The sequence below is a fragment of the Streptomyces sp. NPDC007872 genome, assembly GCF_042868165.1.
Classification (GTDB): Bacteria; Actinomycetota; Actinomycetes; order Streptomycetales; family Streptomycetaceae; genus Streptomyces.
In genome coordinates, this window is the sequence record NZ_JBIAEA010000014.1 from 37007 (window position 1) to 50488 (window position 13482).

Genomic DNA, 13482 nt, shown 5'->3' on the forward strand with positions numbered 1-13482 from the left:
TACGGGCCATGAGGGTACGGCCCCGTGGCCCTGATTCTTCCTGTCCGGAGGCCCGGTGGCGAACCCGGGGGCGGATCGGGGTGTCGCCTGCTACGGGGGGCGGGCCGGTGCGGGGCGGACCGGGCGGGACGGCTCCGGGCTTATCAGTACGTATCGCCCGATTCAGGTGCGGCGCGAGGGCCGCTCTCCGGCTCCGCGAGCACCGCGAAGAGGGCGCCCTGGTTGTCGCGGAGGACGGCTACGCGGCCGTGCGGGGTGTCGCGGGCCGGGGTGACGACCCGGCCGCCGAGCCGGACGGTGGTGTCGCAGGCCCCGTCGCAGTCGTCCACGCGGAAGTGGACGAGGATGTGGCCGGGCATCTCGGCGGGGAAGTCGTCGGTGATGACGGCCCGGCCGCCGAAGGCGCTGTCGTCGCCGGGCCGGGAGCCGGGGGGCGACCAGACGCGGTAGTCGGGGCCGGGGCCCGCGCCCTCCTCCTCGGGGTCGGCCTGGCGGCCGAGGTAGCCGAAGACGGTGGCGTAGAAGGTGTCGACGGCGTCGGGGCGGCGCGTGTACACCTCCATCCAGCAGAAGGCGCCCGGCTCGTTCACCGCCGCGAAGCCGTCGTCGTCGCCCGCCTGGCGGAGGCCGAAGACGGCGCCGCCGGGATCGGCGGCGAGCGCCAGGACGCCGAAGGGGCCGACGGGGTACGGGTCCATGACCATCCGGCCGTCGGCGGCCCTGATGCGGGCGGCGAGGGTGCCCGCGTTCTCGGTGGCGAGGTAGACGGTCCAGGTGGTGGGCATGCGGCCGTCCCGCTTGGGGACGAGCCCGGCGACCCGGCGGCCGCGCAGGAGGGCCTCGTCGCGGTCGGGGTCGAAGGTCCAGCCGAAGAGCTCGCCGTAGAAGCGCTTGCCCGCCTCCAGGTCGGGGAGCTGCGCGTCCACCCAGCACGGGGTGCCCTCAGTACGTACGGCCATGGCTCCACGCTAGGGCGGCGCCACCGGCCCCGCACGGTCCGGCGGGCGGGGGGAGGGGCGGTCCGGCGGGGCGGAACCCTTGGGAGGCCCGGGATGCTCGGGTTGTCCACCGAAGTTGTCCACAGACTGTTCATAACTCTATTCGGGTGGGGGATCGCCCGTTCGGCCCCGCCCGGCCCCGGCCGCGCCTCACGCTCCCCCGGCACCACCGGTACCGGAACCACCGCCGACATTGACTCAATATCGACCCTCCCCCGATCCCGCCCTCCGGCCCGCACCCGCGTCCACCTCGAAGAACACGGACGCACGAGGACGCACCCCATTTGCAGTCGGCCGAATCGCGCCCCGAGGCCCCGTCGGTAAGCTGACGGCATGACAGGACAAGTACGCACCGTCGACGGCCGCGTGGCCGGTCGACGCGGTCAGGCGACGCGGCAGAAGCTGCTCGACTGCCTCGGTGAGATGCTCAGCTCCTCGCCCTACCGGGACGTCAAGGTCATCGACGTGGCCCGGAAGGCGGGTACTTCACCCGCGACGTTCTATCAGTACTTCCCGGACGTCGAGGGGGCGGTTCTGGAGATCGCGGAGGAGATGGCGAAGGAGGGCGCCGGGTTGGCCGACCTGGCCTCCGGCCGCTCCTGGGTCGGCAAGGCCGGCTGGCAGTCCTCCGAGGAACTCGTCGAAGGCTTCCTGGACTTCTGGCGCAAGCACGACGCGATCCTCCGGGTCGTGGACCTCGGCGCCGCCGAGGGCGACAAGCGGTTCTACAAGATCCGCATGAAGACCCTGAACTCGGTCACCAACTCCCTGACGGACGCGGTGAAGGAGCTCCAGGCCAAGGGCAAGGTCGACAAGGACGTCAGCCCCGCCGCGATGGCCGGCTCCCTGGTGACGATGCTGGCCGCGGTCGCGGGCCACCAGAAGGGCTTCCAGACCTGGGGCGTGAAGCAGGCCGAACTGAAGCCGAACCTGGCCCTGTTGGTCCATCTGGGCATCACCGGCAAGAAGCCGATCAGATAGCCGCACCCCCTCCTTCCCCCGTCCTGTCGCCGACGCCGGCGGCGGCCCGCACCCGCGGACCGCCGCCGGCGTCGCCGTCTTCCGGGGTCCCGCGCGAAGCCGCGCAAGGCCCCCGCAGAGAATCTATACAACCGTCATATACAAGCGTGTAGTACATCCGTATAGTCATGTCCGCGGGCCGGAGAGCGCCCGCGCCACCCGACGAGGAGTCCTGCCATGAGCAGCACCGCCCGTTCCGCCCGCCCCGCCCGTACCGTCCTGGTCTCCGGCGCCTCGATCGCCGGCCCGGCCCTCGCCTTCTGGCTGCACCGCCACGGCTTCGTCCCCACCGTCGTCGAGCGCGCACCCGAACTCCGCACCGGCGGCTACAAGGTGGACGTCCGCGGCACCGCGATCGAGGTCTGCCGCCGGATGGGCGTTCTCGACGAGGTGCGGGCCAACTCCACGGACATGCGGGGCGGTTCGTACGTCGACGACGCCGGCCGCACCATCGGCGAGCTGCCCGCCGACATCTTCGGAGGCCGCGTCGGGGAGGACGACGAGATCATGCGCGGCGACCTCGCCCGCATCCTGTACGAGCGGACCCGCGACGACGTCGAGTACGTCTTCGGCGACTCGATCGCCGCCCTGGCAGAGGACACGGAGGACGGCGGGGACGGGGACGGGGTCACGGTCACCTTCGAGAGCGGGGCCGTACGCCGCTTCGACCTGGTCGTCGGCGCCGACGGGCTGCACTCGCACACCCGGCGCCTGGTCTTCGGCGAGGAGGACCGCTTCAAGCGCCACCTCGGCGCGTACATCTCCCTCTTCACCGCCCCCGACCACCTCGGGCTCGACCGCTGGGAGACGTACCACGCCCTGCCCGGGAAGCTGGTCTGCGTCTACAGCTCGGCGGGCGAGGAGGACGCGAAGAACCTCTTCGTCTTCTCGTCGCCCGACGAACTCCCCCACCACCACCGGGACACCGCCGCGCAGAAGCGCCTGCTCGCCGACGCCTTCGCCGGCGACGGCTGGGAGATCCCCCGGCTCCTCGGCCACGCGGCCGGCGCCGACGACTTCTTCTTCGACTCGATCGCCCTGGTCGAGATGGACCGCTGGTCGAAGGGGCGCGTCGTCCTCCTCGGCGACGCCGCCCACTGCGCGTCGCCCGCCTCCGGGCAGGGCACCGGCCTCGCCCTGATCGGCGCGTACGTCCTGGCGGCCGAGCTGGCCCGGTCCGGCGGCGACCACACCACGGCCTTCGCCCGCTACGAGGCGCACATGCGGCCCGGCGTGGAGCGGAACCAGCGGATGGCGGAGGGCTTCGTCAGGGAGATGGTCGTCGGCTCGTGGTGGAGGATCTCGCTGCGCATGCTCATGGTGCGGCTGCTGCCGAAGACCCCCTGGAAGAACCTCGTGGCGAAGAGGATCCGCGACGAGATCCAGTCGGCGGCCCACGCGATCCCGCTGCCGGACGAGCCGCTCCCCGCCACGGACCGGCCGGCTCCCGCCGCCGACCGGCCGGCCCCCCTCCCGGACCGGCCGACCCCCCCTCCCGGACCAGCCGTTCCCCGCCACGGCGGCGTGACTACCGTGGCCCCATGACGACCGACTTCGACCGCGCCCTGCGCTCCCTGCGGGTCTGGGACACCGCGCTGCCCGCCTTCGACCCGGCGGACGCCCCGCCCGGGCCGCTCGCCCTCTTCCACGACTGGTTCACGGCGGCGGTCGCGGCCGGCCAGAGCGAGCCGCACACGCCCACCCTGGCCACCGTGGACGAGGACGGCCGCCCCGACGCGCGGGTGGTGATGCTGCACGGCGCCGACGCGCGCGGCTGGCACTTCGCCTCGCACTCCACCAGCGCCAAGGGCCGCCAGCTCGCCGCCCGCCCGGAGGCCGCGCTCACCTTCTACTGGCCGGTCCAGGGCCGCCAGGTCCGGGTCAGGGGCCACGTCGCCACCGGCACCCCCGAGGAGGCGTACGCGGACCTCCACGCCCGCACCACCGGCGCCCTCGCGGCGGCCCTGGTCGGCCGGCAGAGCGAGGTCCTGGACTCCCCCGACACCCTCGCGGAGGCGAGCGCGGCGGCCTGGCGCCGGGCGGAGGCGGAGCCGGACGCCCCGGCCCCCACCTGGACCCCGTACACGGTCGAACCGGCCGAGGTCGAGTTCTTCCAGGGCGACGCACGCCGCCGCCACGTCCGCCTGCGCTACCGCCGCGACCCGGCGGCGCCCACCGTCTGGACCCGCGAACTCCTCTGGCCTTAGACCCCGTTGACCGCCCCCTACTCGCTCCCCGCCGGATACATCTCCTCGATCTCCCGCGCGAAGTCCCGCAGCACCGCGCCCCGCCGGAGCTTCAGGGACGGGGTCAGATGGCCCGAGGTCTCCGAGAAGTCGGTGGTCAGGACGCGGAAGGCGCGGATGGACTCGGCGCGGGAGACGAGCCGGTTGGCGTCGTCCACGCCCCGCCGGAGGGCGGCGAGCAGCTCCTCGTCGCGGGTCAGCTCCCAGAGCGCCAGGTGCTCCTTGCCCCGCATCCGCCGCCAGTGCGACAGGCCCTCGTGGTCCAGGGTGATCAGGGCCGTGACGTACGGGCGGTCGTCGCCGAGCACCATGCACTGGGCGACCAGGGGGTGGGCCCGCAGCCAGTCCTCCAGCGGGGCCGGGGCCACGTTCTTGCCGGCCGAGGTGACGATGAGGTCCTTCTTGCGGCCGGTGATCCGCAGGTAGCCGTCCTCGTCGAGGGAGCCCAGGTCGCCGGTGGGGAACCAGCCGTCGTCGGTGTACGGCACGGCCGCCCCGCGCTGCGCGTCCCAGTACCCGGCGAAGACGTGGCCGCCCCTGAGCCAGACCTCGCCGTCGTCGGCGATCCGGACGGCGGTGCCCGGCAGCGGCCAGCCGACGGTCCCGGTGCGCGGCCGGCGCGGCGGGGTGACCGTGGAGGCGGCCGTGGTCTCCGTCAGGCCGTACCCCTCGAAGACCTCGACGCCCGCGCCCGCGAAGAACTCCGCGAACCGGGCGCCGAGCGGGGAGCCCCCGCAGATCACGTACTTCACGCGCCCGCCGAGCGCGTTCCGTATCCGCCGGTAGACCAGCGGGTCGTACAGCGCGCGGGCGGCGCGCAGCGGCAGCGAGGGCGAGGCCTCCTGGCCGTAGCGGCGGGCGACCCGGGCGGCCCGGTCGAACGAGGCGGCCCTCCCGCCGCGTTCGGCGGTGGCGCGGGCGGCGTTGAAGACCTTCTCCAGGACGTGCGGGACGGCGAGGAGGAAGGTGGGCCGGAAGGCGGCCAGGTCGGTGAGGAGCTCCTCGCCCTCGACGGAGGGCGCGTGCCCGACCCGGACCCGGGCGCGCACGCAGCCGACGGAGACCATCCGTCCGAAGACGTGGGAGAGCGGCAGGAAGAGCAGGGTGGCGGCGGGCTCCTTGCTCTCCGAGAGGAAGACGGGGTGGAGGAGCCGGACGGCGTTGTCGACCTCGGCGAAGAAGTTGGCGTGGGTGAGGGCGCAGCCCTTGGGGCGGCCGGTGGTGCCGGAGGTGTAGACGAGGGTGGCGAGGGCCTCCGGGGTGAGCAGCCCCCGGCGGGCGGTGACGGCCTCGTCGGAGATCCGCTCCCCCGCCCGGCGGAGCAGGTCGACGGCCCCGGCGTCGAGGGTCCAGAGGTGGGCGAGGCCGGGCAGTTGGGGCCGTTCGGCGGCGACGAGCCGGGCCTGGGCGGGGTCCTCGACGACGCAGGCGGCGGCGCCGGAGTCCTGGAGGATCCAGCGGGTCTGGAAGGCGGAGGAGGTGGGGTGGACGGGGACGGTGACGAGTCCGGCGGCCCAGGCGGCGAAGTCGAGCAGGGTCCACTCGTAGGTGGTGCGGGCCATCAGGGCGAGCCGGTCGCCGGGCCGGAGGCCGTGGGCGACGAGGCCCTTGGCGACGGCGTGCACCTCGGCGGCGAAGACGCCGGCCGGGACGTCGTACCACGTGCCGTCCGGTCCCTTGCGGGAGAAGAGGAGGGCGTCGGGGTCCTGGCGGGCGTTGTCGTACGGCAGGTCGGCGAGGGAGCCGCGGGCGATCCGGGGGGCGAGGGCGGGGACGGATGCCTCCCGCACCCGCCCGTCCACCAGGACCTTGTGCGGTTCGACCGGCTCGGCCCCGGCGGTGGCGGTGGCGACGGACACGTGCGGCTCCTCGGTCTTCGCGACGAACTGAGACGTGCGGGGACGTGCGGGACGTACGAGGCGTGCGGGGCGTACGAACGAACGGGGCGTGCGGACGAACAGGGCGTACAGGTGCACGGGCGTGCGGACGTACAGGTGCACGGACGTGCGGACGTACAGGTGCACGGGCATGCGGGGACACGGGGCCCAACTCGTGCGGCACGCAGGCACGTTGAGGCCGACCCCGCATTAACCAGTCAGTAACCTTACTGTGCGGTAAGGCTCAACGGGGAGACCAGCGCTCGCTTTTCATGAGGTTCCCGAGCCCGGCCCAGGCGAAGTTCATCAGCGTCGCGGCCGCCTCCTTCGCCGTCACCCCGGGCGTCTCGTTCGCCCAGGTCGCCAGGGACTCGGCCGAGCCGACCAGGGCCTGCGCGAGCGCGGTCACGTCCCGCTCGGTGATCCCGGCGGCCCCGTGCGCCTCGCGCGCCGCCTCGCCGATGAGCTCCGCCACGTAGGCCGCGATCTCCTCCCGCATCCGGGACGCCTCGGTCGCGAACGGCTCCCCCTGCGTCCGGGCCTGCCGGCTCAGCACCACCCAGGAGTCGGGGTGCTCGGCGGCGTACGTGAAGAAGGCGAGCAGCCCCGCCCACAGCCGCTCGTCGGGCGACAGCTCCCGGTCCTCGACCCCGGCGGCCACCGCGGCGAGCAGCGCCCCGGCCTCCCGCCGGATGCAGGCGGTGAAGAGCTCCTCCTTGGAGTTCAGGTACAGGTACACCAGCGGCTTGGAGACCCCCGCGAGCTCGGCGATCTCGTCCATGGAGGCCGTCTGGTACCCGTGCCGCGCGAAGCTCCGCACGGCCGCGTCGAGCATCTGCCGCTCCCGCACGGCACGCGGCAGCCGCCGCGCCTTCGCACCGTCCGCCATGGCGCCCACCCCTGCTTCCCGCTGCTCACAAGATCGCCCGACTGCCCCCGGAGAAGCGTAGTGCCCCCGCCCGGGAGGGGCGGGGGCACCAGGGACGGACGTCACGCGTCGGTCAGGCCGCGACCAGGACCTTCTCGTCCTCCGTGCGCTCCTCGGCGGTCGGGTCGTCGATCGGGGACGCCGAGGCGTTCTCGTACGCGGTGTGGTCGAGGATCTTCTCGCGGGCGGCGACGATCACCGGGATCAGCGCCTGGCCCGCGACGTTCGTGGCCGTCCTCATCATGTCGATGATCGGGTCGATCGCCATGAGGAGGCCGACGCCCTCCAGGGGCAGGCCCAGGGTGGAGAGGGTCAGGGTCAGCATGACGGTCGCGCCGGTCAGGCCGGCCGTGGCCGCCGAGCCGACCACCGAGACGAAGGCGATCAGCAGGTAGTCCTGGATGCCGAGCTGCACGTCGAAGATCTGCGCGATGAAGATCGCGGCGAGCGCCGGGTAGATCGCGGCGCAGCCGTCCATCTTCGTGGTGGCGCCGAACGGGACGGCGAAGGAGGCGTACTCCTTCGGGACGCCGAGGCGCTCGGTGACCTTCTGGGTGACCGGCATGGTGCCGACCGAGGAGCGGGAGACGAAGGCGAGCTGGATGGCCGGCCAGGCGCCCTTGAAGAACTGGAGCGGGCTGACCTTGGCGACCGTGGCGAGCAGCAGCGGGTAGACGCCGAAGAGGACGATCGCGCAGCCGACGTAGACGTCGGCGGTGAAGGTGGCGTACTTGCCGATCAGGTCCCAGCCGTAGTCCGCGATGGCGAAGCCGATGAGGCCGACGGTGCCGATCGGGGCGAGGCGGATGACCCACCACAGGGCCTTCTGGAGCAGTTCGAGGACCGACTCGGAGAGGGCGAGGATCGGCTTGGCGCGGTCGCCGAGCTTCAGGGCGGCGATGCCGGCGACGGCGGCCATGAAGACGATCTGGAGGACGTTCAGCTCGGTGAAGGGCGTGATGACGTCCGTCGGGACGATGCCGGTGAGGAAGTCGATCCAGGAGCCCTCGCGCTTCGGCAGCTTGCCGTCCTGCGGGGTGAGGCCGGTACCGGAGCCCGGGTTGGTGATCAGGCCGATCGCGAGGCCGATGGCGACCGCGATCAGGGAGGTGATCATGAACCAGAGCAGGGTGCGGGAGGCGAGCCGGGCGGCGTTGTTCACCTTCCGCAGGTTGGTGATCGACACCAGGATCGCGAAGAAGACGAGCGGGGCGACGGCCAGCTTGAGGAGCTGGACGAAGATGTCGCCGACCTGGCCGAGGGTCTCCTTCAGCCAGGAGACGTCCTGGCTGCGGGCGATCCAGCCGAGCAGGGCGCCGAGGACCAGACCGACGATGATCTGGGCCCAGAAGGGGACCTTGGGTATCCGGGACGAGGACTTGGCCTCGGGGGCCTCGGGGGCCTCGGGAACGGACGCGGACACAGAGACACACTCCACAGGGCGTATCGGGGGAATACGGGACGGGGGTGCGGCGCACACGCGCGCTCGTGCGCGGGGCCGCTGCATGCTGCCGGGGAGGTCAGAGCTCGCGGCGACAACAGGCCGCGGACATGCAGCGGCAGAGATCGACGTGCAGGCGCGCCACGAGCGGGTTGCTCGCGGCGTCGGTGAGGCGCGCTGCGGTCTTCATGTCGAACACGTTAACACTTGAACTTTGAGAACCTCAAAGCTCTTCTTTGGGGTAAGGGAATGCCTCTTCGCCTCCGAAACACAGAGAACCCCTGGCCGGAGCCTTGGAAGCTCTCGCCAGGGGTGAGATGTGTGATGAAACTTACGGAATCCTTACGCCGCCTCCACGGCCAGGGACGGGCGGGAGACGAGGCGGAAGGGGACTCCCTACAGCGCGTCCTCCTGGGACCGGTTCGCCTCCAGGCGCCCCTTCGCGCGGTCGACCTTCTCCACGATCTCGGCGCTCATCTCGTCGCGCTGTCCGCGCAGGAGGACGAAGCTGAGCGGGGCGGAGACGACGATGGCGAGGACGAGGACCCAGAGCAGGTTGGAGCCGCCGAGGCCGCGCGGCAGCACGCCCGCGTAGACGAGGCCCCACAGGGCGAGGAAGCACCCGGCGAAGATGCCGAGCCGCAGCACCGTGTAACGGAGCATGTCAGTCCACTCTCCCGTTCCGATTCCGTTCCGAAAAGATCCCCTACGGGACGAACGTCCTCCCCAGTGAAACACGGGGCCGCACCCCCTCCGGTACCGGCCCTCTTGAGCACCCGGCAAGTAATAGATAACCTCGGCCCATGACCCTTACGTTCGAGGTGGACCCGGCCGTCGACCCCGCCCTGCGCGACGGCGTCCTCGCCCTCTGGGCCGACGTGTCCAACGCCGGTGGCGCCGTCGGCTTCGTCCCGCCCGTGACCCCCGACGAGATCCGCCCCGCCCTGCTCGGGCACCTCGTCGCCATGGAGCGCGGCACCACCCGCCTGCTCGTCGGCCGCGACGACGACGGCGAGATCGCCGCCACCGCCTTCTTCACCTTCAACACCCACCCCCTGATGACGCACTGGGTGTGGCTCTACACCGTGATGGTCCACCCCCGGCACCAGGGCAGGGGGTACGGCCGCGACCTCATGGCGGCGGTCGAGCACACCGCCCGCACCGCCCCGGGCTTCGAGGCGGTCGAGGCGGTCCGGCTGAACTGCCGGGGCGGCACCGGCGTCGACGGCTTCTACGCCAAGTCCGGCTACAAGGAGGTCGGCCGCGTCCCCGACGCGATCCGGGTCGCCCCCGGGGACGACCGCGACGACATCATCATGCTGCTCCCGCTCGCCTGACGGGCCGCACCCGACCGGACCGGGCACGGGATGTCGGGTCCGGCACCCGGCCCCCTTCCTACGGTGAGGACACGGAAAAGGAAGGACGGACCACGTGCTGGAGCGGCTGAACCGGGCACTCGACCACATCGAGGAGCACCTCCGCGGCGACCTCGACCCGGCCGAGCTGGCCCGGATCGCGACGACCTCGGAGTACCACTTCCGGCGCCTGTTCTCGGCGCTCGCGGGGATGCCGCTGTCGGAGTACGTGCGGCGCAGGCGGCTCACCGTCGCGGGCGCCGAGGTGCTCGCCGGCGGGCGGACGCTCCTGGAGGTCGCCGTGCGGTACGGCTACGGCTCCGGGGAGGCCTTCGCCCGCGCGTTCCGCGCGGTGCACGGCGTCGGCCCCGGCGAGGCCCGCCGCACCGGGGCCGCCCTGCGCTCCCAGCCGCGCATGTCCTTCCGCCTCGTCGTCGAAGGGAACAGCAGCATGCGGTACAGGATCGTGGAGAAGGACGCCTTCCGGATCGTCGGGCGCGGGGCCCGGGTCCCCCTGGTCCACGAGGGGGAGAACCCGGCGATCGCCGCCCACATCCGGTCCATCGGCCGGGAGGCCCTGGACCGGCTCGCCCGCCTGTCGGACGGGGAGCCCGCGGGCGTCCTGTCGGCGGTCACCCACCTCTCGGACGGCCGCGAGGAGGGCGCCGAGCTGGACTACTGGCACGGGGCGGTGAGCGGCGCCGACGTGCCGGAGGAGTTCGACGCGCTCGACGTGGCCGCCGGGACCTGGGCCGTCTTCGAGAACGAGGGCCCGTACCCGAAGGCCCTCCAGTACCTCTGGCGGGACGTCTTCACCCAGTGGTTCCCGTCCAACCCGTACGCGAGCAGGCCGGGCCCCGAGCTGCTCTCCGTACGGCCCTCGGAGGACTGGACGACGGCGCGGGCGGAGCTGTGGATCCCGGTGGAGCGCACGGGGGTGTGAAGAAGGGCCGGTGGGGGAAATCCCCACCGGCCCTTCTCACGGAAGTGCTCAGACCCGCATCGGCTGCGGCGACTCGCGCCGCTCCGCGTCCGGGCCCGGGTACTCGCGGATGATCTCGTACCGCGTGTTCCGCTCGACCGGCCGGAAGCCGGCGTCCCGGATCAGTTCGAGCAGGTCCTCGCGGCCCAGCTTGTTCGGCGTGCCGTAGTTGTCGGCGTCGTGCGTGATCTTGTACTCGACGACCGAGCCGTCCATGTCGTCGGCGCCGTGCTGGAGCGCGAGCTGCGCGGTCTGGACGCCGTGCATGACCCAGAAGACCTTGACGTGCGGCACGTTGTCGAAGAGCAGCCGGGAGACCGCGAAGGTCTTCAGGGCCTCGGCGCCGGTCGCCATCGTGGTGCGCGCCTGGAGCCTGTTGCGGACCTTGCCGTCCTTCATGTCCACGAAGTCGTGCTGGTAGCGCAGCGGGATGAAGACCTGGAAGCCGTTCGTCTCGTCCTGGAGCTCGCGCAGCCGCAGCACGTGGTCGACGCGGTGCCGGGGCTCCTCGATGTGCCCGTACAGCATGGTCGCCGGGGTCTTGAGCCCCTTCTCGTGGGCGAGCCGGTGGATCCGGGACCAGTCCTCCCAGTGGGTGCGGTGGTCCACGATGTGCTGCCGGACCTCCCAGTCGAAGATCTCGGCGCCGCCGCCGGTCAGCGACTCCAGACCGGCCTCGATCAGCTCGTCGAGGATGTCGGAGGCGGAGAGCCCGGAGATCGTCTCGAAGTGGTGGATCTCGGTGGCCGTGAACGCCTTGAGGGAGACGCTCGGCAGGGCCTTCTTCAGCTCGGAGAGGGAGCGCGGGTAGTACCGCCAGGGCAGGTTGGGGTGCAGCCCGTTGACGATGTGGAGCTCGGTGAGGTTCTCGTTCTCCATCGCCTTCGCGAGGCGCACGGCCTCCTCGATGCGCATGGTGTACGCGTCCTTCTCGCCCGGCTTGCGCTGGAAGGAGCAGTAGGCGCAGGAGGCGGTGCAGACGTTGGTCATGTTCAGGTGACGGTTGACGTTGAAGTGGACCACGTCGCCGTTCTTGCGGGTCCGGACCTCGTGGGCCAGACCGCCGAGCCAGGCCAGGTCGTCGGACTCGTACAGGGCGATGCCGTCCTCACGGCTCAGCCGCTCACCGTCCCGGACCTTCTGCTCCAGCTCACGCTTGAGCCCCGCGTCCATGCGGCCGCCTCCCTTTTTCTCCGATATCCGATATCCGTGCTTCGCCGTTCACCGTACTCTCAGGCCCGCGCTCAGCCCTCCTCGGGCAGCTCTCCGACGCGGTTCTCCCACTTGGTGGAGAGCACGATCGTGGTGCGGGTGCGGGAGACGCCCCGGGTGCCGCTGAGGCGGCGGATCGTCTTCTCCAGGCCGTCGACGTCGTTCGCGCGGACCTTGAGCATGAAGGAGTCGTCGCCGGCGATGAACCAGCAGTCCTCGATCTCGGCGAGGTCCTTGAGGCGGCGGGCCACGTCCTCGTGGTCGGCGGCGTCGGAGAGCGAGATGCCGATGAGGGCGGTGACGCCGAGGCCGAGCGAGGCGGCGTCGACGGTGGCGCGGTAGCCGGTGATGACCCCGGCCGCCTCCAGGCGGTTGATGCGGTCGGTCACGGAGGGGCCGGAGAGCCCGACGAGCCGGCCGAGTTCGGCGTACGAGGCGCGTCCGTTCTCGCGCAGGGCCTGGATGAGCTGCCTGTCCACGGCGTCCATAGGTATGAGGCCTTCCATTGTCCAGCGATACCGCGAGTTTAGGTATAGAATCTAAGGTACACAGGGGCGACACCCTGTGAATCTTTCAGCAGATCAAAGACGATCCTTCAGGAGTGGTGTTCAGCGTGTACACGATCGAGATGGCCTACGCCCGCATGCGCGAGCTGCAGGACCTGGCCAACCGCTCGCGTGCCCACCAGCCCGTCCCCGCCTCGAAGCGCGCCCCGCAGAAGCGCGCCGAGAAGCGCTAATCAGACCGGAGAGCCGCACCCAGCTCTCCCTCCCAGCGGCGGTACAACCGGTGCGGCACCTTCGCCGCGTCCAGTACCCGCCCGGCGACGAAGTCCACCAGATCCTGGATGTGCGTCGCCCCCGCGTAGAACGCCGGAGAGGCGGGCAGCACCACGGCGCCCGCCTCGTCCAGCGCCACCATGTGCTTGAGCGTCTGCCCGTTGAGCGGGGTCTCCCGCACGGCGACCACCAGCGGCCGCCGCTCCTTCAGCGTCACGCTCGCGACCCGCTGCAGCAGGTCCTTCGAGAGCCCCAGGGCCACTCCCGCCACCGCGGCGGTCGAGGCCGGCACCACCAGCATCCCCTTCGCCGGGTACGACCCCGAGGACGGGCCCGCGCCCAGGTCCCCGGCCGGCCAGTACCGCACGTCCGCCAGGTCCACCTCGAAGGTGTCCGGCTTCCCGTCGGCGCCCCGCGCCAGCCAGGCCGCCAGGTCCTCGCGCCAGTGCGCGTCCCGGAAGGAGATCCCGGTCTCGTCGAGCAGCGTGAGCCGCGAGGCCCGGGACACGACCAGGTCGACGCTCTCCCCGGCGGCGAGCAGCCCCCTCAGGACGGCGGCGGCGTACGGCGTGCCCGACGCCCCGGAAACCCCCACGATCCAGGGGGTGCGCTTGCCGTCGTTCATGCCGTCGAGCCTATCCGTG

Annotated in this window: 14 protein-coding genes; 6 read left to right on the forward strand and 8 right to left on the reverse strand. The window is 71.9% G+C overall.

Annotation, left to right across the window (positions count from 1 at the left end):
• Nucleotides 1-143: 143 nt before the first annotated feature.
• Nucleotides 144-959, reverse strand: a complete 816-nt coding sequence (locus ACFYNX_RS32605) for a VOC family protein (RefSeq protein ID WP_388666972.1) — start codon at nucleotides 957-959, stop codon at nucleotides 144-146.
• Between the two features lie 372 nt (nucleotides 960-1331).
• Between ACFYNX_RS32605 and ACFYNX_RS32610 the strand changes: the two genes are divergently transcribed.
• The 3 genes from ACFYNX_RS32610 (at nucleotide 1332) to ACFYNX_RS32620 (ending at nucleotide 4225) form a co-directional block, all read left to right on the forward strand.
• Nucleotides 1332-1979: a TetR family transcriptional regulator gene (locus tag ACFYNX_RS32610; protein ID WP_388666975.1), complete on the forward strand. Its 648-nt coding sequence runs from the start codon at nucleotides 1332-1334 to the stop codon at nucleotides 1977-1979.
• A gap of 216 nt (nucleotides 1980-2195) precedes the next feature.
• Nucleotides 2196-3563 carry an FAD-dependent monooxygenase gene (locus tag ACFYNX_RS32615; protein WP_388666977.1) on the forward strand — a complete coding sequence of 456 codons (1368 nt, stop codon included), beginning with the start codon at nucleotides 2196-2198 and terminating at the stop codon, nucleotides 3561-3563.
• Nucleotides 3560-4225, forward strand: a complete 666-nt coding sequence (locus tag ACFYNX_RS32620; RefSeq protein WP_388666980.1) for a pyridoxal 5'-phosphate synthase — start codon at nucleotides 3560-3562, stop codon at nucleotides 4223-4225. The genes ACFYNX_RS32615 and ACFYNX_RS32620 overlap by 4 nt, the downstream gene beginning before the upstream one ends.
• Nucleotides 4226-4242: 17 nt before the next feature.
• Here the strand turns inward: ACFYNX_RS32620 and ACFYNX_RS32625 are convergent, their stop codons facing one another.
• From ACFYNX_RS32625 to ACFYNX_RS32640, 4 genes are all read right to left on the reverse strand, one after another.
• Nucleotides 4243-6123, reverse strand: a complete 1881-nt coding sequence (locus ACFYNX_RS32625; protein WP_388667118.1) for an AMP-dependent synthetase/ligase — start codon at nucleotides 6121-6123, stop codon at nucleotides 4243-4245.
• A 262-nt stretch (nucleotides 6124-6385) separates the two neighbouring features.
• Complete coding sequence (locus tag ACFYNX_RS32630) at nucleotides 6386-7030, reverse strand: TetR/AcrR family transcriptional regulator (RefSeq protein WP_365548463.1); 645 nt, start codon at nucleotides 7028-7030, stop codon at nucleotides 6386-6388.
• Between the two features lie 112 nt (nucleotides 7031-7142).
• Nucleotides 7143-8492, reverse strand: a complete 1350-nt coding sequence (locus tag ACFYNX_RS32635; RefSeq protein WP_388666983.1) for a dicarboxylate/amino acid:cation symporter — start codon at nucleotides 8490-8492, stop codon at nucleotides 7143-7145.
• A gap of 414 nt (nucleotides 8493-8906) precedes the next feature.
• Nucleotides 8907-9173 (reverse strand): DUF4229 domain-containing protein, encoded by a 267-nt coding sequence (locus ACFYNX_RS32640; protein WP_365548469.1) that lies wholly within the window; start codon nucleotides 9171-9173, stop codon nucleotides 8907-8909.
• A 140-nt stretch (nucleotides 9174-9313) separates the two neighbouring features.
• On the opposite strand from ACFYNX_RS32640, the gene ACFYNX_RS32645 reads away from it, so the two are divergent.
• Nucleotides 9314-9847: a GNAT family N-acetyltransferase gene (locus tag ACFYNX_RS32645; protein ID WP_388666988.1), complete on the forward strand. Its 534-nt coding sequence runs from the start codon at nucleotides 9314-9316 to the stop codon at nucleotides 9845-9847.
• Nucleotides 9848-9941: 94 nt separating this feature from the next.
• On the forward strand, nucleotides 9942-10808 hold the full coding sequence (locus ACFYNX_RS32650) for a helix-turn-helix domain-containing protein (RefSeq protein ID WP_388666991.1): 867 nt from the start codon (nucleotides 9942-9944) through the stop codon (nucleotides 10806-10808).
• A 48-nt stretch (nucleotides 10809-10856) separates the two neighbouring features.
• Here ACFYNX_RS32650 and mqnE read toward each other — a convergent pair whose 3' ends face one another.
• Nucleotides 10857-12020, reverse strand: a complete 1164-nt coding sequence (mqnE, locus tag ACFYNX_RS32655; RefSeq protein WP_365548478.1) for an aminofutalosine synthase MqnE — start codon at nucleotides 12018-12020, stop codon at nucleotides 10857-10859.
• A 71-nt stretch (nucleotides 12021-12091) separates the two neighbouring features.
• Nucleotides 12092-12547, reverse strand: a complete 456-nt coding sequence (locus ACFYNX_RS32660) for an Lrp/AsnC family transcriptional regulator (protein WP_125666109.1) — start codon at nucleotides 12545-12547, stop codon at nucleotides 12092-12094.
• 113 nt (nucleotides 12548-12660) lie between these two features.
• Between ACFYNX_RS32660 and ACFYNX_RS32665 the strand changes: the two genes are divergently transcribed.
• Entirely contained in the window at nucleotides 12661-12798 is a 138-nt protein-coding gene (locus tag ACFYNX_RS32665) for a hypothetical protein (RefSeq protein WP_365548481.1), read from the forward strand.
• Here the strand turns inward: ACFYNX_RS32665 and ACFYNX_RS32670 are convergent.
• Entirely contained in the window at nucleotides 12795-13463 is a 669-nt protein-coding gene (locus ACFYNX_RS32670; protein WP_365548484.1) for a UbiX family flavin prenyltransferase, read from the reverse strand. The genes ACFYNX_RS32665 and ACFYNX_RS32670 overlap by 4 nt on opposite strands.
• Nucleotides 13464-13482 lie beyond the last annotated feature (19 nt).

Bases quoted from the DNA above. Each gene is read 5' to 3' on its own strand.
- ACFYNX_RS32660 (WP_125666109.1), bottom strand. From the start codon at position 12,547: ATGGACGCCGTGGACAGGCAGCTCATCCAGGCCCTGCGCGAGAACGGA.
- ACFYNX_RS32605 (WP_388666972.1), bottom strand. From the start codon at position 959: ATGGCCGTACGTACTGAGGGCACCCCGTGCTGGGTGGACGCGCAGCTC.
- ACFYNX_RS32610 (WP_388666975.1), top strand. From the start codon at position 1,332: ATGACAGGACAAGTACGCACCGTCGACGGCCGCGTGGCCGGTCGACGC.
- ACFYNX_RS32640 (WP_365548469.1), bottom strand. From the start codon at position 9,173: ATGCTCCGTTACACGGTGCTGCGGCTCGGCATCTTCGCCGGGTGCTTC.
- ACFYNX_RS32630 (WP_365548463.1), bottom strand. From the start codon at position 7,030: ATGGCGGACGGTGCGAAGGCGCGGCGGCTGCCGCGTGCCGTGCGGGAG.
- ACFYNX_RS32645 (WP_388666988.1), top strand. From the start codon at position 9,314: ATGACCCTTACGTTCGAGGTGGACCCGGCCGTCGACCCCGCCCTGCGC.
- ACFYNX_RS32615 (WP_388666977.1), top strand. From the start codon at position 2,196: ATGAGCAGCACCGCCCGTTCCGCCCGCCCCGCCCGTACCGTCCTGGTC.
- mqnE (WP_365548478.1), bottom strand. From the start codon at position 12,020: ATGGACGCGGGGCTCAAGCGTGAGCTGGAGCAGAAGGTCCGGGACGGT.
- ACFYNX_RS32620 (WP_388666980.1), top strand. From the start codon at position 3,560: ATGACGACCGACTTCGACCGCGCCCTGCGCTCCCTGCGGGTCTGGGAC.
- ACFYNX_RS32670 (WP_365548484.1), bottom strand. From the start codon at position 13,463: ATGAACGACGGCAAGCGCACCCCCTGGATCGTGGGGGTTTCCGGGGCG.